Here is a 22,252-nt window from a genome sequence, read left to right as displayed (position 1 = left end):
AACTGCAACAACCGTATCTGCACTGACAGCGAGACCACCGATCATCAATACGTCGCCAATCGGCATCGTGTTCGTCGCGCCAGATTCGCCGACGCTTTCATGCTTTCTTTCACCAGACTGACCGTGCCGTAACCAAGATTAAACACGAACGCCAGCGGCAGCCCGGCGAGCGGCAAACAACCGAAACCGAGAAAGCGCAACAATCCGCCAAGCGCAGTCTTCGACTGCAGCCAGCCTGCATCGCCGATCTGATCACGATAGGTGCGCGCTATCCATATATAGGGCGAGGTGTCATAGTAGGCGCGATGCAAATACTCCCGGATCCCGGGACCGTCGTGTTCGTCGGTCCATGGTTTGAACCCCTGGGCGTGGATAAAGGCCGGAACGCCATATCGCATGGACTGCAGCCGCTCGGCGATTGTGTAGGACTTTAGCCCAAAGATCTGGAGGACAGCTTCCCCACGCCGTAAGATGCGCACCGGCACGTTCGAGAACTCGGTCGAGCAAAGGAGCGCACAGAGCACGTCCTGGTCGCCCGTCAGGTGGACCGGACGATGATGAACAGGCATGATCTTCTGGGCGGCGCGGTAATCCTTGTGGCTAAGGAGATCGCGCCATCGTTCGATCAGCCCGCGATGGCGGTCGGTTGCACGGAGCACGCAGCTGTTAAGCGCGAACGGCATTTCGCGGCCGATTGGCAATCCCCAGGCCCGCGCCCGTTTGGCTCCTGAATCGTCGTGCGTCCCCCACAACGATTCTTCGGCCACTGCGAAGGTCTCGTGGTCCAGCGCGCAGAAAAGTTCTTCCACGGGCTTCGTGAGGATGATGTCGGTGTCGATCCAAATCGCCTCGCGATGCCCCTCATCGAGCGCAGCGAGCAGGACGAGCGGCTTGATATTCCATCCCAACCGCTCCGCGGATATGTGGGTGCGCAACTCGACGTTTGGAAACTGTGCGAGCCAACGTTTGAATTCCGCGTTCGCCGGAGGGAAATGGAGGACGACTGGAGCGCGCGGCGAATGCTTGCACAAGCTGGCGATGAGCAGGCGCACGCCCGTTTCGCAGTTCGCCCGGTCTTCGTAGGCACACACGACCATCGACCTAGATCTCGATGCACAAAGGAGTGACGGGGGCAATCCAAGCGGCGACGGCATCACTGACCTGTCACTGCACAATTTAAAGAGCTAAAAGAAGTTCACCACATAAGACCATCATAGTGCCGACACGGCAACAAACGCAAGGCGCATCATAACTTGATCGAGAGCGCAGTGGAGATGGCGGCGTTCAAGGTTCAAGGGCTGACGCGCAAACACCTGGCATGCAGCGCAAAGAAACGTCACGCCTACGAATGCCAACGGTCCGCACGGGATGAATCTGATAGATCACAGACCTACTTTTCACAGCTTGGGACGCGGTACGGGATTGGAGCGTTTTTGCGATGCGGCGAGAATGCTCTCGTTCCGGTCATCGTACATCCACATGCCGCTACCGAGCAGGAACATGACCAAGACGTAAGGAGCATCCCACATGTGGACCGTGCAGAGGGCGATGATCAGTCCGCAAATCGTGATGATGAGAGCCTTTCGGCATTGCGCCGCTTGGAATGAGAGGTTTCTCAGCCGTCCCAGACCGAAGCAAACCGAAAGAAAACTCCCGGCGCAGAATAAAAAGCCCGGGATACCGTAGCGATTGGCAACAACCAACCAGAAATTATCTATGCTGCTTCCCATCCACGATGGATGGTCCCAGTCATTCAACCCAATTCCAAAGATCGGGTGCGCCATCACTGATTGCGTCCCGTAGTACCAGATCTGCACGCGCATGTACGAAGTGTCCGCATCGAATGTCAGGTACGAAATAAAGACTTCAAAAGGAGTGCGATTGGAGATGAGGTTCACAACAAGAAAGGAGGAAATGATTATTGTGCTCAGTATTGCCCAGCGTCGCGTCACCCTCACCGTGACCTTGTCCCAAACGATCAAGATGACCTGGACGGCAACTGATAACAAAGCACCGGCAGAAAGCGAGCAGAATACTGCAATTGCGACCGCGCCGGAGGCTAATAATCCCCCCAGGCGCCTGGCGGCGCCAAATAGATAAAAGCTCAAGGCGAAGGCAGTTGAACACGCGAAACCATAGAGAATGAAATGTTCGAAGGGGCCCTGCGCTCGTTTGAGTCCGAGTCGTGGTTCATCGATAACGATGTTGTAGACGGGAAACATCTTGCCGAATAATTCAATCAAGATCGGGGAGCCTGCGACAGTCTCATAGAGAGTGAATGGCACAAGAAAAATGACCATAAGCACGAGTGACTTCACCATGCGTTGGAACGCGAAGCTATCTCGAATGTATCGCCTTGCGAAAAGGAATGGGCCGAATGTCTCTATGACAAATATACCGGCCGATTGCAGAGCGTCGTCGAAGCCGTGCACCGTCAGCAATACGACGGCACCCCATATCGCCATCAGAAGCATCAGAATATCCGGCAACCGTACTCGCCCCAGTGACCCGGATACCCACGCCATGAAACAGGGAATGAAGGTCGCCACCAACACTACCCGGTAGGGAGACAGGCGTATCGGGCCAAGGTAGAAAAGAACTGGCAACGCCAAGGAGAAAACGAAGATTGGAATGAGCGGGGAAAGCCTGCGAGGCCGTGCGAGCTGCGCCGACGCGGCTTGTCCATTGGCGAAAGACAGCGAACTTCCAACCTGACGAGGCGCTGTTATTGCAATGCTTTTCACGCAGCACCATCCCCTATGTGAATGTCCTTCGCCTCGATGCAAGCGTAGCGCCCGTTGTCGGCTGACACAACGAACGCTTTGGCCGTCACTTAACCAAAGACCACATCAGTGCCGGCGAAGTTCGAAGGCAACCTTCGTTGTGATGGCCCGACAACACTATCGATACCGCAAGCGCATGAGTTGGCGATAAAGCCCGAACGTTGTACTGATTTGCCAGGCGAATCCGCGCATCGCGTCAGGATCAAGCAAGTGCTGACGCATGTACGCCGCGTCCATATTGTTCGTCAGACAAAGGCGGGAGTAGAGAAAGGATTCGAATCCGCGGTGATACCCAAGTTGGATTGTAAAGAGGTGCGTGTAGCCGGCCTTCAGAGCCGCGTCCCAAGCCCGTCGGGAAAAGCGCCCGTACGGGAAGGCAAAAAGAGTAACCTGCCGCCCGAGTCGATCCTCCAGGATCGACTTCGACAACGTAAGCTCACGATCGAGTTCGACATCCGAGACAGTGGTTAAATCGACATGAGCCATGCCATGTGAGCCAATCGCAACGCCGCCCCTGCCAAGTTCCTCGATCATCTCCCAGCTCATACGTCCCGGTGCGCCCACCAAATCTACCGGGATAAAAGACATGAAACCTGGAATCCGACCGGTCTGCACGTAGCGAGCATAAACATGTGTGTAGTCCGAAAGGAATCCATCATCGAAGGTAAGCAGAACCGCACCGGCACGGCTGGCTTTCGGATCCTGGCAACGCTTCAGAAAGCTCTGAGGCGAGACCAGCCTGTCTCCGCAAAGTGCAACATGCGCATCGAATGCCTGATGTGTCAGGCTCCAGGCATTCGAAGGAGAGGTCTCCACCAACTCGTGATAGTTCAGGACGATCATAGCGTTTGCATCAGTTCTGAGACACGCCGGCCCCAAGCCTGCCAGTTAAGGTGGGCCTCGAAGGCGTCGCGGCTCGATTTTCTCAAGCGGGCTAGCCGATCGGCGTCGGCAAAAATCTGTGCAATGACTGCAGCGTAGTCTGCCTTCGTCGCGTTGGGCGGCACCAACACGCCGGTTTCCCCCTCGCGGACGGCATAGGGAACCCCTCCGGTGGCGCGAGCGATACTCGGCACACCATGGGCGGCCGCTTCACACAAGACGATCGGGAAACAGTCCGCGCGAGTCGGCAAAAGAAAGAAATCCGCGTCGCGGTAGAGTTGATCGAGGCGGATACGCTGCGCGGGATCATTCTTGTCAAGATAGGGAATGATCGTCAGGCCATTCTGGGTGACGGGTTCGGGCGGAGTGCACCCGCAGACCACGAGTTCGGCCTGCACACCCCGATTGTTTAGTTCAGCAAGAATTTCGATCGCTGCGTCCGCCCCCTTCTCCTTCCAGTTGACGCCGATTAGGAGCATCCGACAGGGACCGGGCTTCCGGCATCCAAGCACAGAGTCACGATCCGGCGCCTCTTTGAGGTTGGCGCCCCAAGGAACAACGTGCACTCGTGCTGGATCGGCGCCGTAATCCCTGACGGCAGATTCCGCTGCCCATTGCGATGGGTAAAGGATTAAATCGGCGCGGGCGATCGTTTCGCGTTCCAAGCGTTCCGAGCTTTCCCGGGCAACGCGTGACAGGTTTCGATAGTTGGGGTGGTAGTCTTCAATAAGCCGAAAGGTCGCGTCGGACGCATAGACGAGTGGAACGCCACGGGGCACGCTCCAGGCGAAGGTCGATCCTGCGGGCGCAAAGACGACATCGGGCGACGCAGCGCCGATCCTGCGCACCGCGTCCTCTGCATATTGCGAAACCACCGGGCCAGCCTGAAATGGGGAAAGGCCTCGCCTGCCAAAAGTACGACAAAGACGGGAATAGGCCTTGTAAAGGGGCAGGATCGGTGCGTTCAGGGGACCGATATGGACAACATCGTTGCCTTCCCTAGCGAGCGACTTCGACATGTGGAACGGAGTGCCCGACCAGAACCGCACGTCGCTTGAATCGCCGATTGTGGCGAATGCAATCCGCCGCGCCGCTTGGCCGCCGGAGACGCGGCGCTGAGTCATTTTGTCCCTTTGCGCATGGCCTATTTCGTGCCGGTCACAGCCCTTTTCGAAAAGGTCCGGTCCACTGTTTCCAGCCTTTGAAAATTCACCGTCCTGGCCAGGCTGACGAATTTGGGAGACATGCATAACCTAACGGATCCTGCTGAAAGACCGAGAAACTCCGGCGACGTGAGAACGCATCCGCACAATCCGGCCTACCTTGGCCCGGACTTGCCACCAACCGCGGATTCTGCCGACGACGCCGAAATGTGCACGCCCGCATCGTGGCTTTCCGGACCTACGCGCCTTGGCAAGAACCTAGAAAATTGCATAAAACAACTCACCTCACTTCTGATAATAACGTTAAAATATCCGCTCCGTCGAATAAGTCAAATTAAATGGCCATTGACCTCCAATTAAATGATATTTTACACCGATGACATTAGTTGCCTGACGGGCCGGGAGTTCGCCATGCTACGAAACTTACGGCTCGAACGGCCGATTGACGAGGGCCGAACAGCCTATCCACGCTCGTGGACGGTCTGCGGAACGGTCTTTCGATTTCCGGAAACTTGACAGCGACCGGACAATTATTGTGGAGGACGTGGGTGGCGATCGGTCGAACTGAAACATTTGCCCAGGGAATGGCATGGTCTCTGCTCAAGCGAGCTTATACAAGAATACGACACGGCGCGCCGTATTGGGCGACAGAAAGTGCTCATAGCGCTATTGGCCAACTCCGGCGGACTTTGGCGGCGGGGCAAACTCCCGTCTCGTCACAGCCGACCGCTTGGTTCATATGCCCGCACAACAAATCCCCGAGCGGCGGCGTTCGCAAATTCTACCATTTCGTAGACACCTTGAACGCCGCTGGGCTGAATGCCGCAATTCTACACGCCCTGCCGGGATTTCGCTGCAGCTGGTTCGCAAATACGACCCGGGTCGTTAGCGCGAGAGATATCACTTTGGGACCGCAGGATATATTCGTCGTGCCGGAAGTTTTTGGACAATCAATCTGTGACCTGCCGCGCAACACTCGACAAGTTATTTTTAATCAGAATGCTTACCTTACATTGAAGTCGCTGGAGGGTGGGCCTGCTAACGCGGCCCCGTACATAAACAATCCCGATCTCGTGACGGTATTGGTCGTCTCTCAGGACAATGCCGAGGTTCTCAGACGCACCTTTCCGGGAACCCCCATTCGGCGTCTTCGCCTTGGAATTGATTCTCGTTTGTATCATCCGCCGCAAATATCGAAGCGACGTAGGCTGGTTTACATGCCCAGAAAGCGGCGCGAGGATGCGGCTGCGGTCCTTGCACAGTTGAAACTTCGGGGCGCTCTCAATGGTTGGGACGTCGTAGCCATCGATGGCCGCGACGAGGCCGAAACGGCGGAATTGCTTCGAACCGCGAGATTATTCCTGAGCTTTAGTTTTCGAGAGGGATTTGGCTTGCCACCGCTCGAGGCCCTCGCCTCCGGCTGCATCGTGGTTGGCTATCACGGCTTTGGAGGTCGCGAATATTTCCAACCTCCCTTCGCAATCGCCGTTGAAGACGGCGACATCGATGCTTTTGTCCGCACAGTGGAAGCGACCATTCACAGTATCGATGCTGATTCACGACGCGCGGATTCCCTTGGGGCTGCGGCTTCCCGCTTCGTTTCCGAGCGCTATGCCGTTGAGGCAGAAAAACAGGACCTGATCAACATCTTTCGGCCCCTTCTCCAACCGTGAACATATCCTCCCGCAAGCGTCAGCTATGGCCAGAGGCCATAACGGCGCGCAGGCCTCGCCACGGCCTCCTCAACTTATATCGCACGCCAACTATATACCACCGGGGCACGACGCCGCCACAACAACGGTAAGCACGTCACCCGCGTCAGGAGCGACGCGGGCCGGACATCCCCTCGCCCTCGTCAAACTTCGAGAGGGTGATTAACCCTGCCGAAAAGACCTTCCGTGATACGCCTGCTTACTACCTGCCAGGTCGCCTGCTTCGACTGAGCCAAAGCGTTGGCTCCCATTGATCGTGCAACAGCGGGATCTCCAAGTCGCAGCATCGCGCGTGTCAGCGCCTCGCGATCGTAGGGATCGACGGCTATAGCCCCACCCGCCAGTAGCTCGCCGGCGCCCCCACAGGTCGTTGCGATCACAGGCAGCCCAGCCGACGCAGCCTCCAGATACGCTATGGGCGACGGATCGAACAGGCTTGGCAGCACGAACGCAGTGGATCGCGCAAACAACTTGTCGAGCAGCGCTTGCGCATCCGCGTTCTCCCGGGGAAGAAATCCATGCCCGGTTACGCCAGGCTCGTCGATCGAAGGGTGCTGGCCGACCATGTCCAAGGTCGCGCCCGGAATTTGTTTGCGTACTTCGGCGAACGAGGCGAGAACTGCCGCGCCGTTCTTGCGACGCCAATCGACGCCGACAAACAGATACCGCGGCGAGCTGTGGTCCCGCGCCTCTAAGCTTCTCAACCGTGGACGATGACCCATGCCAACGACCATGACATCGCGCTCCGGCACGCCGAAGTCCTCGACAACCGAGCGTTTGGCCCACTCCGTGCTCACGCACGAAACAGTTGCCCTGCGGCACGCAATTTTTTGCAGCTCACCCCAAGACTGGACTTCCTTGAGCGGAAAGTCCGCGCGTCGCAGTTCGGAGTCGGCGTAACGGAGAAACAGCGGGAATGTGCCGTCATCATAGGTTGCGACCGGAATGGAACACTCCATCAGCGCTAACCCCAGATCATATGTGTCTGTTCCCATTGCGACGATACCGTCCAGCCCACCAGCTTTGCTGATAGCCCGGCTGATGGCCAACGACCTCGCCCGCACATAGACCGGCTTGCGATGAGCCACCACATCTCGCGCGCCGCTCAACCGAGCTAAAGCCGCCACCGGAAATCGCACTCGGGCCGGTAGCACACACGGGATATTGACGACCTCAATGCCGAGCGATTCGAGCCCGTTGAACAATCCCCTTGGAGTTCCTGACCAATTGGCTGGCGACGCCGGATTGCTATTTGGATACAACAAACCGATTCGGAGCATCGCGTTCACCAATGGCTTCGTATGATCTCGATGGGAAGCAGTATCGCTGGCGGTGCTCTGCCTCTCTCCTCACCTTCGATTGTCCGCTCAGTTCGACGTTCCGATCCATTTCCAAGATCGAAAGCGCTTCCGGATCGGATGTCCTGTGATTGAGGAGATTGGCGGAACTTGTTCGCGGAGCCCAGTTCTTGATGCGAACGCCACGATCGACCTGCCCGACATCGATTAAATAATTCATTTAAATAACACATACGAATAAATCAAGGACGTTCAGGAAAATCAAATTCGCGCAATATAACTTACAACTTTAGAAAAGCGGCGGTCCGCGGCCACGAACGCGACCTCCCGTTCAACGTGCCCATATGACTCAATCCATTATTAAAATTCCGCCATCGAAGAGAAGTGACATTTGCGGTTGATCATTAATTCATTTATACCCAATTCGGGTTCCGAACACTAGAAAGTCATTGTTAAATTAAATGCACCGATTACAATAATCCAATTAATTGGATCGGCTGATTTCAAGCCGCGAAGCGCCCCGGGAGCGCCCCCTCCAGCCATGAGCCGAGTGGGGCGCCACCTGTGGTGCCTGCGCCGGAACGGATGAGCGAAATGGATGAACGCCCCAAAGCCGCACCTCCAGATGTCGGATCGCGCAGCCCTGCCGTCAGCTTTGTTGTGCCTTGTTACCGGCTCGCCGAATTCCTCGTTGAATGCGTTGAATCAATGCTGAGGCAGACCTACGAGGATTTCGAAGTCATCATTATGGATGATTGCTCACCCGATCAGACCGGCAGCGTCGCGCGAGCGTTGGAAGTCGATCCTCGCGTCAGGTACATCCGAAACGAAAGCAACCTTGGCCATTTGCGAAATTACAACAAAGGCATCAGTATGGCGCGAGGCCGGTACATCTGGCTGATCTCTGCGGACGACCGCTTGCGATCGCGGGACGTTCTCCGCAGGTACGTCCAGGCCATGGAAAGTACACCAAGCATAGGGTTTGCGTTCTGTCCCGTGATTAGCATTCGGGATGGAAAGGAGAGTGAGGTCGTCTCCTGGGCCTATCATGGCGACAAAGACATCATCTTCAAAGATCGCAGGTTTCTGCGGCGGTTGATAAAGGGGAACTGCATCGCAGCCCCTGCCGTACTGGCTCGAAGAGAGTGTTACGAAAAAAGTCTATTTCCGCTTGATTTGACCAATACGGGCGATTGGTTTTTGTGGGCCGTTTTTGCAATGCATTATGATGTCGCGTATTTCGCTGAGCCGATGGTGAACTATAGGTGGCACAATAATCAAATGACCAATTGGTTCGTAAACGAGCAACCCATACTGCACGCCGAAAATAACCTCCTGTGTTTGTGGCAGATGATGAAGCATGCGCAACGAACTGGTCTGGCGTCGGTGGCCAAGGAGTGCGCGGAGTCACTAGCTCGCAGTTCCGCCCATTATATTGTTGCAGCCGAGGACGGGCGGCGTGGATCTCTTGATTACTCGGCAATCCAAGGCTTCGTCGAACGATATGGAACGGACGAGAGTGAGCGAAGGAAGATCCGGTCTTTGATCGAAAAATCGCTGGGCGACAATTATCTCGATAGAGGAAAGACTATTAGCGCCGTGCAATGTTACGCTAACGCGATACGAGGCGGACGCGTCACCACGAAGCTGTTGGTGAAATATCTTCTGTCCAATATGGGCCCAACGGGATTGCGCGTAATTGACGCTGGGCGCCTGTTACGCGGTTCCCGCGGCTATACATAGTGGGCTTATCGACGTGCAGTCAGTGCCGCCAAAGCCCGCGCGCAACTCTGAAGGGCAGTCTTATCTGTAAACCACGATTTGTGCGAGATGACGTAATTGATGCGCCGCGTCATCGTAGCGTCAGGGGCTTCGCCGATGGCTTAGACGTAACAAAATCAGATCACGCAATGATATGGACGCCCGCGGGCAGCGATGGTCTTTCCGATTTACTGATTGATGACTTCTTGAATGAGCGAGAAAATGCTCCAGCGCAAAGTGCGCCATAACACGACGGCCAAGGTCTACTCATTTGACGTTTTCGACACCGCCTTGATACGGCTGGTCGCGGTGCCGAGCGCTGTTTCCCGTCTAGTTGGGGAGCGCATCGCTCGTGAAAGCGATAATAGCTTGCTAGTACAGGTGCAGAATTTTGTTTCTGCGCGACACGAAGCTGAAATAAGAGCTCTCATTTCCGCACAGGATACAGAGCATACTCTAGATGAAATTTGGGCCGTTCTTCGCGAGCTACTGCGCGACCTACCGGAAATTTGTGGACCACAATACGAGCTCGATGCCGAACGTGAGCTGCTTGCGCCCAACCCGGTCATCGCAAAGCAGATCAATGAATTGCGGACCCAGGGCGCTCGAATAGTCTTTGCTTCCGACACTCCCCTTCCCGAGGATTTTGTGCGCGGAGAGTTGATCCGCCATGGTCTCGCTAAGGAGAACGATGGATTTTACGTGTCCAGTTCTCTCGGCTTAACTAAACGAGCTGGCACTTTGTTTAAGGAAATTCTGAAGAGAGAGAACGTTGCCGCACGCGATGTCCGTCATATTGGCGACAACCTCCAAAGCGACGTCCTGGTACCAATCCGACTCGGGATAGCTGCAGAACTGATGCGCGACACCCAACTGAATAGATGGGAGCGTGCGGTATTGGCAAGACATTCTGCTTGCGAGACCGCAACCGCCGCACTGGCAGGCTCGATGAGACTAGCGCGTTTTGGCGGGAACCGACAGGACGATCGCGGTGTCCAGCAACTGGTTTCAACATTCCTTGGACCGGTGGCATTGGTTTGGGCATCATGGGTGCTCAAGTCGGCGCAGCGAGATGGCATACGTCGGCTCTATTTTCTTGCCCGCGACGGCTATTTGGTCTGTAGGGCAGCGCGTTTATTGGCACCCCAGTTCGGGAATATCGACTGTCGTTACCTGAAGATCTCGCGACAATCGGTGCTACTGCCGTCGGCAAATGGACCGACCACGTCCGAGATGCCTTGGGTGCGCGTTTTTGGGGAGCGGCTTGAACTAAATAGGCTGGTTCAAAGAGTGGGGTTGAACTGGTCCCAGGCAGCGGCTCACTTCGACAAGACCACCAACTTAAGGAGTGGCTCTAAGGTATTAACTTCGGAGCAGGAATGGGATGAATTTTGGTCGACCTTGCAAAGTCCGCCCCTTTTGAATCTTATCCAATCACGGATCCTGGACCTTAGGGCCACCGCTGTCGCGTATCTAGAGGCTGAGGGATTATACGATGGTACTCCAGCAGCCGTAGTTGATATCGGCTGGCTCTTCATGTCACAAATGGCACTCAGGAAGCTGTTGAATAGCGATGGCTCACGTAACGTTCTCGGGGGTTACTACCTTGGTGCTAGACTAGGTCGGATCGCTCTTTCGCAAACCGGAAATGCTACAGCGCTATTTTATGAGAGCACGTCGGACCGCCGTTCGCTGACCGGTACCTACGAGATTTTCAAGAGAATATCTCTTTTGGAGCATTTGCTCGGATTGGCTCCGCACGGCACCGTCCGAAAATATGATATCGATAACGGTAAAATTGAGCCAGTCTGCGCGACGGTTTCCGAAGGACACGCGGAGTTCGTAGAAAGGATCGCCAATGCGACCGAAGCCTTTTGCGTGGAACATGGTTGGGCGGCTCAGTATTACGCAGAAGGACATACGGCGAGAGAACTCTTGGACGCGCTAATTGGGTCCTGGTGCGTCGCGCCAGACAGTGCGGCAGTGAAGCTTTTGGCTGAAGTCCGGAAAACCCGGGACCATCAGATTAATGTTCTGCTCGACGATTCCCGTCCTCTTGTTGAGCCGTGGCGATTGGCGGAGGCGGCGACAAACTTAATTCCTCGGCGATGGCGAGACGCCGTGGGTATCGCGGGACAGAAGCCGCTGTGGCCAGAGGCCGGGCTGCTGCAAAGTGCATGGTTGCCAGCAAGCCTCGTGCGACTTCATACAATCGCCTTCCCGATACTAAAACGCGTTCTCTCGCCAAGTACGAATTGACCCGCGATTACGCTCGCAAGCGATTGTTGGCCGAAAGACCACGATACGTCGGGCCAAGCGACCGGCCGGAATGGACCGCTAGTTTGACGTGCTGTTTTCTCGATATGGGGAAGCGGGCCAGAGATTGACGGGCCAGGCGAACACGCCAGCGCGGGTAGGTTTGCCGATCGACGCAGTTGATCTCGCAGGATCGGCAAGGCTGATGCAAGCACAGTTCTTGGCTTCTACATCCTGGGCCCGGCAAACGGTGAGATCTTGCAATTGAACTCCACTACCGATCCGGTAAGGCGGCTATCGATGTTCGCAATTGACGGCGAGCTCCAGCAATATTCTCTCTTCCCTCAACGCGCGGGGGTAAGCGGTAGCTGCTGAGCCTCTTCCGAGACAAACCTGCAGTAATCCGGGCTCCTGAAATCGTGGTAAATGTAGATCTGGTGGTGCCAAGTTTCGGGATATGGCTTCTTCGTCAGATGTGTCGTCTTGCAGATCTTCTGGCCGTTGTGGTGGGAATTGAATTCGTTGATCGCAAGTAGTTGACCGGTATACTCGCTAAAGAGGGCGACATCGTCGCCGATGATGTCGTCCAGGTATATGAATGTACGAGGAAGCACGTTGGCGCGATGCAAGTCGAATAGCTTCATGGCGTCCCTCGTGGAGGAATAGTAGTCGAGGTCCATGAACATCGCGCCGATGGGCGCAGGATCGTAGTCTTTAACGAAACGGGGCAAGCTTTCCGCGATATTGCCGAGGACCAATTGGGACTGCTTTAATCTGGCCCTCAATTTGTCGACGTCCATGCAAAAGAAACCTTGCTTCCAATGGTGCGGCAGATCTCGATAGTCGTCGGGTGGAGGGAGGCCCTGCCCGGTGTCGAACCCAAAGATCTGTATCTCGACGCCTGTCGCTTTCCTTACCTCGGCCGCATGCATCTCGAGATTCACCAATCCATTGCCGCCGGCAACGCCGAATTCGATCACGCTCACGCTGTGATGGCCAAGTTTCTTCGCCAATTTGGCGGCTTGTAAGACGCAATATCCGTAGTGCGGCCTTTCAACTGCACTATGCTCGATACGCATTTCATATGGGAGAAGGTTGAATCTTTTCGCGATCTGCCTGGACAGTTTTGCCCGTATGGATCCTTTGTGAAACGCTAGCTTCTCTACGACAGCCTGCATTGCGGCGAGCCCTTGCTGGAATTTGCCAGTGCTCCGGGAGCCCAGCCTTGCGTTCGGTGCCGGTTGATGTCGAGGATTTCGGCGTCCGGTCGTTTCTCCCCGTGGAGAAGATAACTCGACACAGTGAGATGTGGGCACGGCAATATCGCAATAATCAACCCTTCCCGCACATTGGAATCGATAATTTCTTCGATGAAGGCGTCATCCGGAAGCTGGTGGCCAGCTATCCCGGCGAATACGATGCGTCTTGGAATCGAACGTTTCTCGATGCGGGCGCCTACGAAGAGCAAAAGCTTGGGCTGGATCGGCTGGAAGACTTCCCTCCTTACATTCAGCACTTCGTCAATGCGTTAAATTCACGTCTTTTCGTTGAATTCCTGGAACGCCTGACAGGTATCGAAGGCCTGATACCTGATCCGTGTCTGCTGGGCGGCGGACTACACATGATCCCGCGAGGGGGGCGCCTTGCCATCCATGCAGATTTTAACACTCACCGGAAGCTGAGGCTCGATCGCCGCCTTAATCTGTTGCTTTACCTGAACTTCGATTGGCAGGAGGAATGGGGCGGAGCGCTCGAACTCTGGGACAAGGATGTAAAAACAAGAGAGAAAGTGTTTCTGCCGATCGCAAATCGTGTCGTTGTCTTTTCAACGACGGATACAGCGTATCACGGCCATCCGGACCCACTGACAAGTCCGAAAGGCAAGTATCGGCGGTCTATTGCTTTATACTATTATACGAACGGTCGTCCCGAGGAGGAGAAGTCGGCTGATCATACCACGATATTCAAGATGCGCCCGAACGAAGTCCGTCGCCGTAGAGCACTTGATGTGGCGAAGCCGTTCATTCCTCCGATCCTTTGGCAACTTCCCCGATTGTTCAAGCGAGCCTGAACCCGACGGCACGGCGCGCCGGCCCAACAGTGCGAGGATAGACAGTTGCATTGGGGCCGGAGGCCGGACCCGAACCGGCAACCAATCGCCTGCGATACGAGCGTTCCACGGTGGAGTTATGCCGGCTGATATTGAAGCCACCAGGTGGGGCCGTAAACCTTCGCCACGTGCCCACCTCCCGTAGCGGCTGCCCAACCAACTCGAGCAGAACGTCGTACCGTCCGCTGGCGAACATTGAGCGAAGACAATTTCCGAATGGACAGCACCAACGCGCGCAGCCGCGGTTATCGGTGCAACTCATTCCTGAGAGCATCCGCGACGCGGATGAGATCGTCCTCGGTCATCTGCGCGTAAATCGGAAGCAGGATCGAATGATCCTGTGCGAGTTCCGATTGACGCAGGTCATGGCGATGCCCATCGCTCGCATAAGGCGCCTCGCGATGCGCGCACATGATACCGCGCCGCGAGGCAATGCCTTGATCGAGAAGGCTCTGCATCACCGTCCTCTGATCGACCCAGTCCGGAAGGCGCACGCAATAGCTCTGCCAGTTGGAGCGGGCCCACTCCGGCTCGTACGGCAGGGTCAATCCTTCCAGGTCCGCCAGCAGCTCACCGTAGCGGGCCGCGAGTGCCCGCCGGCGCGCGATTAGATCTGGGAGCCGTTCGAGCTGCTTTCGCCCGATGGCAGCCTGCATGTCCGTCATCCGATAGTTGAAGCCGACGAAAAGGTAGCTCTCGAAGATGACTTGCGGTGAGCCGTGCCGCACCGTGTCGGGCACGTCCATCGCATGCTGACGCCAGAGCCTGAGCTTGCGGTCCTGATCGGGATCGGACGTCGTTAACATGCCGCCCTCACCTGTCGTAATGACCTTGCGGGGGTGGAAGGAAAAGCACGCCATTGTCCCGTGCGGTTCGCCGATAAAGTCCCATTCGCCATTGATGTTGATCTGGCTCCCAATCGCGCAGGCGGCGTCTTCGATCAGGGCGATGCCGTGGCGGTTTGTCAACGCCAGGAGCGAGGTCAGATCGCACGGCATTCCCATCTGATGGACGGCCAGAATCGCCCGCGTGCGTTCGGTAATTGCCTCGGCCACGCATTCCGGATCAAGGTTGTAGGTGGCAGGATCGATATCGACAAAAACGGGTGTCGCACCGCAATAGCGAATGCTGTTTGCGCTTGCGATGAAGGAGTGGCTTGCCGTGATGACCTCATCGCCAGGACCGACACCCAGGGCTAGCAGTGCTAGGTGCAGCGCAGTCGTGCAGTTTGACACCGCGCAGGCATGCGGTGCGCCAACCATTGCAGCGAACTCGCGCTCGAATGCGGCTACCTGAGGCCCTTGCGATACCCATCCAGAGAGAACCGCCTCGCGCGCAGCGTCGGCTTCGGTCTCGTCGAGACATGGTTTTGCGATTGGGATCATAGAGCCAGCGCCTTTTGCCTGTGGGGATATCGACGTTTCCGCGGCTTCACATTGCACTTTTCAGCCTACGACGAAACGTCTCTGTTCTCCAAACCAATGCGTCCGGCCTCGATAAACGTCCGAATGGTGGAGATAAGGCGCGGCGATGCCTGTGCGCTGAGCCGCTCGGTTTGATGAAAGACCTGGAGTTGATCCAGCCTGTCGACCAACTCCTGTTCGGTGAAAGCAACTATGATGCGGCCTTGCTCGGCGAACCGCTTTGCGGTTGCGAGCTGGTGGTCGTTGCGATGCTCACCCAGGCTCGCCCGACGAGGCATCACTATGATCCGCTTTCCAAGCTCCAGAGCGGTAATAATGGAGCCCATGCCGGCATGGGAAATCACAAGGTCTGCCGCTTCGACGCGTTCGCGAAACTCCGTCGCGTCGATAAACCGCTCGGTGCGAATATGTCCGGCATGGTACTCCGACGGACCGGTCTGCGCGAACACATCAGCTCTGCCGTGCGCGCCAGCCCACTCGTCGACTGTGCGGATCAAACGGTCAAACCGTCCCTGCGTTCCGACTGTCGTGAAAATCATAGCACCGAGCCTGTGTAATAAGGTCCATCAGGCCGCGCTAGGTGAGGCCACTGAGTCAGCCAGAGGTCTGCGCACTGACCAATTCGGTCTCCCGACATGGAAAGCTGCTCGACATTGGCGATGCTGTCGAGCCAGATGGTTCGCGCGCCCATCAATCGTCCGAATCGCAGCGCCAAATATCCCGGAGCCGCACCCGTCGAAACGACGATGTCAGGTTTTTCGTTCCAAACAATCCAGGCGAGCCTGCGGGCGGCCTTCAACAGGTCGATCTTGGTCCAGCGGTTGGCATCATTGACAAGGTAGAATTTATGTTCTGGCACCTGCGCGCGATATGACTCATGAACAGTGACGAACGTCACCTCGCAATCCTCGAAGGCGTGTTTGATACGCAGCAGTTGTACCCAGTGCCCCCCGCCCGAAGAAACCGCCAGCAATTTCGGGCGACTCCTGCGTGACTGCGACGTGCTATTATTCATCAATGTCTTGCGACGAAAGATCGGGATCCGAAGCATCGGCCGGCCTCTCAAAACGCTGCAAGGATCGCAAACGCCCACGACGAATTCGATTGGGCATCTCGAGTCGTTGCATCATTTAATTTAATTCCACAGTTTAAATTAAACGGAATGCCATTTAATATCAAGATATTTCTATATTTAAATTACCGATACTTCCTCCCGGAGAGCAGCCGCGACTGATGCGCGTTCGTTCCGCCACCATTCGACCAACTCAGCCAGTCCCTGTTCCAGCGAAACCGTGGAGCGGAAACCGAGCAGTCGTTCAGCCTTCGCGGTCGCTGCCAGACGGCGCGGCACGGGATTGACAGCACGTTCCGCTTGAAACTCCGGCGTCAGGTGTCCTTGCCCCATCACCGAAGCCAGCGCCTCCGCAAGTTCGGCAAGGCTGGTTTCCGTGCCGCTCGCCACATTGAACACCTCATCGCTGGCCTTGGCCTTGGCGCCGAGGACGTTGCAGCGTGCAATATCGCGAACGTGAACGAAATCCATGGTCTGCTTGCCGTCGCCGAAGATGATCGGCGGCAGCCCCGCTTCCAGACGCTCCATCCAGCGGATCAGCACCTCGGTGTAGCGGCCATGGATATCCATGCGGTCGCCGTAGACGTTGAAATACCGGAAGGCGACGTAATCGAGCCCGTACATATCGTTGAATGTGCGAAGCAGGCCTTCGTTGAAAGCCTTGGCTGCACCATAGATGGTGCGGTTGTCATAGGGGTTCTGCCGCTCCGTCGTCGGAAATTCCTCGGCCATCCCGTAGACGGACGCCGACGATGCCGCGATGACCTTTTCGACGTCGTGCTTGACACACAGATCAAGCAGATCGAACGTCGCCTGCACCATGACTTCCATCGCCAGGCGCGGCTCGGCCGCGCAATGGGTAATACGTAATGCGGCCTGGTGAAAGACGATGTCGGCCGCCTTCACCAGCGGCGCCATCAACTTGGCGTCGCGGATATCGCCGTGCACCAGTCGGACCGGGCCGCGCGCGGACGCGTACTTGAGATTTTCGGGACGGCCGCGGACCATATTGTCGAGCGCGACGATTTCGATACAACCCTCATCGCACAAGAGGTCCACGATGTGAGAGCCGATAAATCCGGCCCCGCCTGTCACCAGAACACGCTTGCCCTTTAGTTGCGCCAAATCCCCCTCCTACTCGTCTGTTTTCATTGGCAATGCTCGTCGAAGCGAAAGGCCGCCTTCGCTAGGCGGCTTCCGCAAAGACAACCCTTTCCAGTTCCTCAATCACCTGGGAAACCTGCTCCGGCTTCAGTTCTGCGTAGATCGGAACCGAGAGGAATTGAGCGGCCAACAGTTCGGTAACGGGGAAATCGCCGGCGCCGTATCCGAGACCTGCATAAGCCTTTTGAAGATGAACCGGCACGGGATAGTGAATGCCGGTACCGAAGCCGGCGGCCTGCATGGCCTGCTGCGCTTCGTCACGATGCTCAAGCTTGATGGCATAGACGTGATAAACGTGTCGGCTGTGCGCAGGTGGTAGCGGCCGGCCGCACCGGTGCTTCTCCAGCAGTTGATCGTAATAAGCGGCTATCGACCGGCGCGCTTCGGTCCAAGCTTCGATGTAATTCATCTTCACGTTCAGGACGGCGCCCTGAATTCCATCCATGCGATAATTGTAGCCTTGTACGACGTGATTGTATTTGGATTCTTGGCCCCAATCGCGCAGCAGGGAAACACGTTTGGCGAACTCGGGACCGTTGGTGACGACCGCCCCGCCCTCGCCATAAGCACCAAGGTTCTTGCCGGGATAAAAACTGAAACAGCCGAGATCGCCGATCGATCCCGCACGGCGCCCCTTGTATTCGGCGCCATGCGCCTGCGCCGCGTCCTCGATCACGATGAGGTTGTGGCGGCGAGCGACCTCCATGATCGGATCCATATCAGCCATCAGGCCATGGAGATGAACCGGGAGGATCGCTTTGGTACGGGGCGTTATCGCTGCCTCGATCAACGTGGGATCCATCGTCCAGGTAACGGGATCGACGTCCACATAGACAGGCTTCGCACCGCTGTAGAGGACGGCGGCGGTGGTCGCAACAAAGGTCATCGAGACGGTGATCACCTCGTCACCCGGCCCAACGCCGGCGGCGAGAAGCGCCAAATGCAGGGCCGACGTGCCGCTACTGACCGCCAGGCAATGCTTCACGTTGCAATAGGAGGCAAACCGCTCCTCGAATGCAGCCACCTCCGGCCCCAACACGAATTGCGCGCCGTCGATAACGCGCATCACCGCAGCGTCGATCTCAGGCTTCATTTGCTTGTATTGGGCTTTCAAATCAAGGAAAGGTATCAAAGACCGACCCCGTCATATTGCCCGCAGGATCGCGGGATTTAGTTATTTAAATCGCCACTGCAAGTTAAATTATAATCCAGAAATAAACAAATAAAATAAATCGAACCATCTGTTAAGAACCCGATTCCTTCGCGCGACGTTAATGCCGGCCCCTATTTCCCGGCCTTCAGCGTTTCGAAGGCCGCCGTGACCGGCAGGGAGTCGATTGCGCGGGCCGGAACGCCAGCCACGACCGCCCGCGCGGGCACGTCGCGTGTGACGACCGAACCAGCCCCGATTATTGCGCCCTCGCCAATGGTGATTCCGCACAGGATCGTGGCGTTTGACCCGATCGACGCGCGACGGCCGACCCGCGTTGTTTCCACCTTCCAATCCGCCGCTCCCTGTAGACGGCCATCTTCCGTGGTTGCGCGTGGAAACCGGTCATTCGTGAACATGACGCCGTGCCCGATGAAGACTTCGTCCTCGATCGTCACCCCTTCGCAGATGAAGGTGTGCGACGATATCTTGCAGCGCGAGCCGATCCGCGCGCCGGACTGGATCTCGACAAACGTACCGATCCGGGTTTCATTGCCGACCGTACAGCCGTAGAGATTGACGAGCTCTGGATGGAAGATCCGAACATCCCGGCCGAGTTCAACGTCTTTTGCAATAGCCATATAGACTGCTCCTTACGTCCGGCTTCGATCGAAAATCCGGCGGGTCCTATCCGAGTGAATTGCGCTTCGCGTAACCGACTAACCTGAGGAACGATGCTTCGAAGCGGCCACTCGCCGCCACTTGCAGCCGGGTCAGCAGCGGATGTTCCGTGATCATCATGCCGGAGAGCCAGCAGATGCCGGCGGAAAGACAAGCCAAACCCAGCCCAAGTACCGGACCCAGCACGGCGTAATCCACCATGGCGGCGCAGACGGCGACGACAGACGAAGTAAGGAGCGTCACGATTGCACTCTTGAATATCGCGTCGAACAGGTCGGACCATCCGATGTCGAGATGACGAGCGATGAAATAGATCGCCACCGTGGCCTGAAACGGCAAGGTCAGCACTGCCGATGCCGCCACCGCCTTCACGCCGAAAAACGACGCAACGAAGATAACGAGCAGCGACGGCGGCAGCGATATCAGCGACGATATCAGCGCGTCGCGTACACTGCCCACGGCCACCAGTATCGGATAGCTCAGGAAGGCCACGAACAGCGACAGATACCCGATGCACAGCAGACGCACCAAAGGAACAATTTCGAGCCAGGTCGGGCCAAGCCAGATCAAGATGATGGGCTGCGCCATGATCGCTATGAACGCCAGGAAGGGCCAATGCACCACCGTCAGAAGCGAGATCGCATCGAGATAGATGCGCCTCAGGCTTCCGCCCGCCTTGGTTTGCGCGAAAATCGCCGGCATGATCACAGGGCTCAGGACTTGTCCGACCAGCTTGTCGAACACCTGCGTGATGCCGACGGCGCGGCTGTAGAGTCCGACGGCAGCGAAATCCAGGATGCGCGCGATGAATATCTGCGGCGCCAGATTGTAAAACACGTTGATGATGACGACGCCTCCCGAGTAAAGGCCAAAGCCTACCACATCGGAATATTCCGACAGCGAGGGACGGAACACCCGTCTGTTCTTCCAAAATGCGATCAGTAGCACCGTGAGTGTGACGTTTCCGGCAACTCCGCCCCAGATCGGAGCCATGTAGCTGTAGTGTAGCAGGGCCATCACGATCGAGATCACGATCGAGACCGCATTTGCCAAGAGGCTACAAATGGCGATCTTGCCAAACTCCATGTCGCGGCGGAACAGGGCCGATATTACTACCGAGAACGGCGTCAGCGCGAAACTCAGGGAAGCTACGGCGATACCGACCCTCAGACCGTCCTGCTGCCTGAAGAACCACACCAGCACATCGCGGCAAAGGAACAACGCGAGGCCGACCGCGATCGAAATGCAAAATGTGATCGTGAAGGCCGTCCTGATGTTTTGCTCCGAGAGCACCTTCTTCTGAATCAGATAGTTGGCGCCGCCGAATTCCTGGAATGATGCCGCGATAACCGCGACCACGGCGTTGATTACAGCGTAGACCCCGAATTCTCCTGGCGCCAGAAGCCGCGACAGCGCCGCAGTTGAGAAAAGGAACAGCAGCATGTTTCCATAGCGCTCGACCGCAGAGAACAATATGGAGCGGTAAATGCCGGACATTTCAGTCTGCTACCCAAAAATGGCAGACCGCCGAGCGGAGCTCGCCGTACAGGTCGCGATTGCCAAACAATCGGATTGTCGCCGCACGTCAGGATTTCCGCCAGTTGGGATGGATCTGGAGCTCCGCTGTCTCCGCGCTCATCAGGCCAGCTCCGCTAGCCTGAGAATTTGCCCCAACCGGACCGGCCTGCCCTGTTCCTTGATCGAACGCGACGCCGCCTCAAGGATCTCGACCACCTGCAAGCCGGACTCCGCACTCGAAATGGGCGTCTTGCCGTTACTCAGGCAATCGACGAAATGCTGTACCTCGGTCTGCAGGGCCTCCTTCGCCGCCAGATGGGGCGCCCACATATCTCCGGCGCGATATCCTATGCGCAGTTGGTGCGCCTTCTCCGGGGATCCATTTAGCGTGATCCCCTTGTCGTAAATCTTGATCTTCTCGGTCGGTTCGACGTCATCATACACAATCATCTTGCGACTGCCGCCGATAAACGTCTGCCGGACCTTGATCGGCGATAGCCAATTGACGCTGACATGGGCTACGCAACTGCTTTGGAAAAACAGCGTGATGTGGGCCATATTCTCCGGTGCACCACTGACGTGGCACGAGCCCGTCGCTGACACGGCCACCGGCGTCTCGTTCAGGATATACTGGATAATCGACATGTCGTGGACTGCGAGATCCCAGATTACGTTGACGTCACTCTGGAACAGCCCCAGGCTCGAGCGGATGCTGTCGTAGTAATAGATATCTCCGAGCGCTCCTTCGTGCACCAGTTGACTAATTTTCTGGACGGCTGGCGTATACAGGAAGGTGTGGTCCACCATCAGGACCAGATTGCGCTTGTCCGCCTCCTCCATGAGATGGCGCACCTGATCGGAGGTGGGCGCCAGCGGCTTTTCGACGAAGACGTGTTTTCCTGCCCGCAGCGCTGCAAGCGCCAATTCGTAATGCGTATGTACTGGGGTCGCGATCGCGACCGCATCAACCCGGGTATCCTGCAGGATGTCGCGACAATCGGTTGTCGTTCCGACTTCCGGATGCAGACGCCTGCTGACGGCGAGTTTCGCCGGATCCAGATCGCTGACAGTGACGACCCGCGAACATTCGCTGTTCGCAAAATTGCGAACGAGGTTCGGCCCCCAATAACCGTATCCGATCACACCAATTCCGACTAAGCTATCCGGCATTTGACACCCATTCAAACTATCGAACAACAATGGCCTATTCGGGCGGCGCAGATCTGCATCGGGCCGCTCAATTCCCTATCGTCGTCGGCGCCACTTAGGCGAGTCCCC

General features: G+C 56.7%; 18 protein-coding genes. 4 read left to right on the top strand and 14 right to left on the bottom strand.

Annotation, left to right across the window (positions count from 1 at the left end; all coding sequences use genetic code 11):
* Nucleotides 1-44: 44 nt before the first annotated feature.
* The 4 genes from AC5ZG5_RS11380 to AC5ZG5_RS11365 all read right to left on the bottom strand — a co-directional run bounded on the left by AC5ZG5_RS11380 (nucleotide 45) and on the right by AC5ZG5_RS11365 (nucleotide 4,915).
* Entirely contained in the window at nucleotides 45-1,097 is a 1,053-nt protein-coding gene (locus AC5ZG5_RS11380) for a hypothetical protein (protein WP_456641901.1), read from the bottom strand.
* A gap of 300 nt (nucleotides 1,098-1,397) precedes the next feature.
* Nucleotides 1,398-2,744 (bottom strand): O-antigen ligase family protein, encoded by a 1,347-nt coding sequence (locus AC5ZG5_RS11375; protein WP_456641900.1) that lies wholly within the window; start codon nucleotides 2,742-2,744, stop codon nucleotides 1,398-1,400.
* A gap of 156 nt (nucleotides 2,745-2,900) precedes the next feature.
* Nucleotides 2,901-3,626 (bottom strand): polysaccharide deacetylase family protein, encoded by a 726-nt coding sequence (locus AC5ZG5_RS11370; RefSeq protein WP_456641899.1) that lies wholly within the window; start codon nucleotides 3,624-3,626, stop codon nucleotides 2,901-2,903.
* Nucleotides 3,623-4,915, bottom strand: a complete 1,293-nt coding sequence (locus AC5ZG5_RS11365; protein ID WP_456641898.1) for a glycosyltransferase family 4 protein — start codon at nucleotides 4,913-4,915, stop codon at nucleotides 3,623-3,625. The genes AC5ZG5_RS11370 and AC5ZG5_RS11365 overlap by 4 nt, the downstream gene beginning before the upstream one ends.
* Nucleotides 4,916-5,757: 842 nt before the next feature.
* On the opposite strand from AC5ZG5_RS11365, the gene AC5ZG5_RS11360 reads away from it, so the two are divergent.
* Complete coding sequence (locus tag AC5ZG5_RS11360; protein ID WP_456641897.1) at nucleotides 5,758-6,501, top strand: glycosyltransferase; 744 nt, start codon at nucleotides 5,758-5,760, stop codon at nucleotides 6,499-6,501.
* A 182-nt stretch (nucleotides 6,502-6,683) separates the two neighbouring features.
* Here AC5ZG5_RS11360 and AC5ZG5_RS11355 read toward each other — a convergent pair whose 3' ends face one another.
* Nucleotides 6,684-7,820, bottom strand: coding sequence for a glycosyltransferase family 4 protein (locus tag AC5ZG5_RS11355; RefSeq protein WP_456642019.1), 1,137 nt, complete (start codon nucleotides 7,818-7,820; stop codon nucleotides 6,684-6,686).
* A 612-nt stretch (nucleotides 7,821-8,432) separates the two neighbouring features.
* Here AC5ZG5_RS11355 and AC5ZG5_RS11350 point away from each other — a divergent pair.
* Together AC5ZG5_RS11350 and AC5ZG5_RS11345 are read left to right on the top strand one after the other, a co-directional pair.
* A complete protein-coding gene (locus AC5ZG5_RS11350) occupies nucleotides 8,433-9,581 on the top strand; it encodes a glycosyltransferase family 2 protein (RefSeq protein WP_456641896.1) in 1,149 nt (382 codons plus the stop codon).
* A 228-nt stretch (nucleotides 9,582-9,809) separates the two neighbouring features.
* Nucleotides 9,810-11,858 carry a hypothetical protein gene (locus AC5ZG5_RS11345; RefSeq protein WP_456641895.1) on the top strand — a complete coding sequence of 683 codons (2,049 nt, stop codon included), beginning with the start codon at nucleotides 9,810-9,812 and terminating at the stop codon, nucleotides 11,856-11,858.
* A 341-nt stretch (nucleotides 11,859-12,199) separates the two neighbouring features.
* Here the strand turns inward: AC5ZG5_RS11345 and AC5ZG5_RS11340 are convergent, their stop codons facing one another.
* Nucleotides 12,200-12,868 (bottom strand): class I SAM-dependent methyltransferase, encoded by a 669-nt coding sequence (locus AC5ZG5_RS11340; RefSeq protein WP_456641894.1) that lies wholly within the window; start codon nucleotides 12,866-12,868, stop codon nucleotides 12,200-12,202.
* Between the two features lie 221 nt (nucleotides 12,869-13,089).
* Between AC5ZG5_RS11340 and AC5ZG5_RS11335 the strand changes: the two genes are divergently transcribed.
* Nucleotides 13,090-13,926 (top strand): 2OG-Fe(II) oxygenase, encoded by an 837-nt coding sequence (locus tag AC5ZG5_RS11335; protein WP_456642018.1) that lies wholly within the window; start codon nucleotides 13,090-13,092, stop codon nucleotides 13,924-13,926.
* A gap of 284 nt (nucleotides 13,927-14,210) precedes the next feature.
* Here AC5ZG5_RS11335 and AC5ZG5_RS11330 read toward each other — a convergent pair whose 3' ends face one another.
* The 8 genes from AC5ZG5_RS11330 to AC5ZG5_RS11295 all read right to left on the bottom strand — a co-directional run bounded on the left by AC5ZG5_RS11330 (nucleotide 14,211) and on the right by AC5ZG5_RS11295 (nucleotide 22,144).
* The gene (locus tag AC5ZG5_RS11330) at nucleotides 14,211-15,350 is read right to left on the bottom strand and encodes a DegT/DnrJ/EryC1/StrS family aminotransferase (protein ID WP_456641893.1); all 1,140 of its coding nucleotides are present in this window, start codon (nucleotides 15,348-15,350) and stop codon (nucleotides 14,211-14,213) included.
* A gap of 65 nt (nucleotides 15,351-15,415) precedes the next feature.
* Nucleotides 15,416-15,928: a glycosyltransferase gene (locus tag AC5ZG5_RS11325; protein ID WP_456641892.1), complete on the bottom strand. Its 513-nt coding sequence runs from the start codon at nucleotides 15,926-15,928 to the stop codon at nucleotides 15,416-15,418.
* Nucleotides 15,925-16,362: a UDP-N-acetylglucosamine--LPS N-acetylglucosamine transferase gene (locus AC5ZG5_RS11320; protein ID WP_456641891.1), complete on the bottom strand. Its 438-nt coding sequence runs from the start codon at nucleotides 16,360-16,362 to the stop codon at nucleotides 15,925-15,927. The genes AC5ZG5_RS11325 and AC5ZG5_RS11320 overlap by 4 nt, the downstream gene beginning before the upstream one ends.
* A 219-nt stretch (nucleotides 16,363-16,581) precedes the next feature.
* Nucleotides 16,582-17,586, bottom strand: coding sequence for an NAD-dependent epimerase/dehydratase family protein (locus tag AC5ZG5_RS11315; protein ID WP_456641890.1), 1,005 nt, complete (start codon nucleotides 17,584-17,586; stop codon nucleotides 16,582-16,584).
* 61 nt (nucleotides 17,587-17,647) lie between these two features.
* Nucleotides 17,648-18,757, bottom strand: coding sequence for a DegT/DnrJ/EryC1/StrS family aminotransferase (locus AC5ZG5_RS11310; protein WP_456641889.1), 1,110 nt, complete (start codon nucleotides 18,755-18,757; stop codon nucleotides 17,648-17,650).
* Nucleotides 18,758-18,909: 152 nt separating this feature from the next.
* A complete protein-coding gene (locus tag AC5ZG5_RS11305; protein ID WP_456641888.1) occupies nucleotides 18,910-19,416 on the bottom strand; it encodes an acyltransferase in 507 nt (168 codons plus the stop codon).
* Between the two features lie 46 nt (nucleotides 19,417-19,462).
* Nucleotides 19,463-20,953, bottom strand: a complete 1,491-nt coding sequence (locus tag AC5ZG5_RS11300) for an oligosaccharide flippase family protein (RefSeq protein WP_456641887.1) — start codon at nucleotides 20,951-20,953, stop codon at nucleotides 19,463-19,465.
* Between the two features lie 141 nt (nucleotides 20,954-21,094).
* Nucleotides 21,095-22,144, bottom strand: coding sequence for a Gfo/Idh/MocA family protein (locus AC5ZG5_RS11295; RefSeq protein ID WP_456641886.1), 1,050 nt, complete (start codon nucleotides 22,142-22,144; stop codon nucleotides 21,095-21,097).
* Nucleotides 22,145-22,252 lie beyond the last annotated feature (108 nt).

This window comes from Bradyrhizobium sp. Ses1, from assembly GCF_059512365.1.
This window is presented reverse-complemented; position numbering and strand designations above follow the sequence as displayed.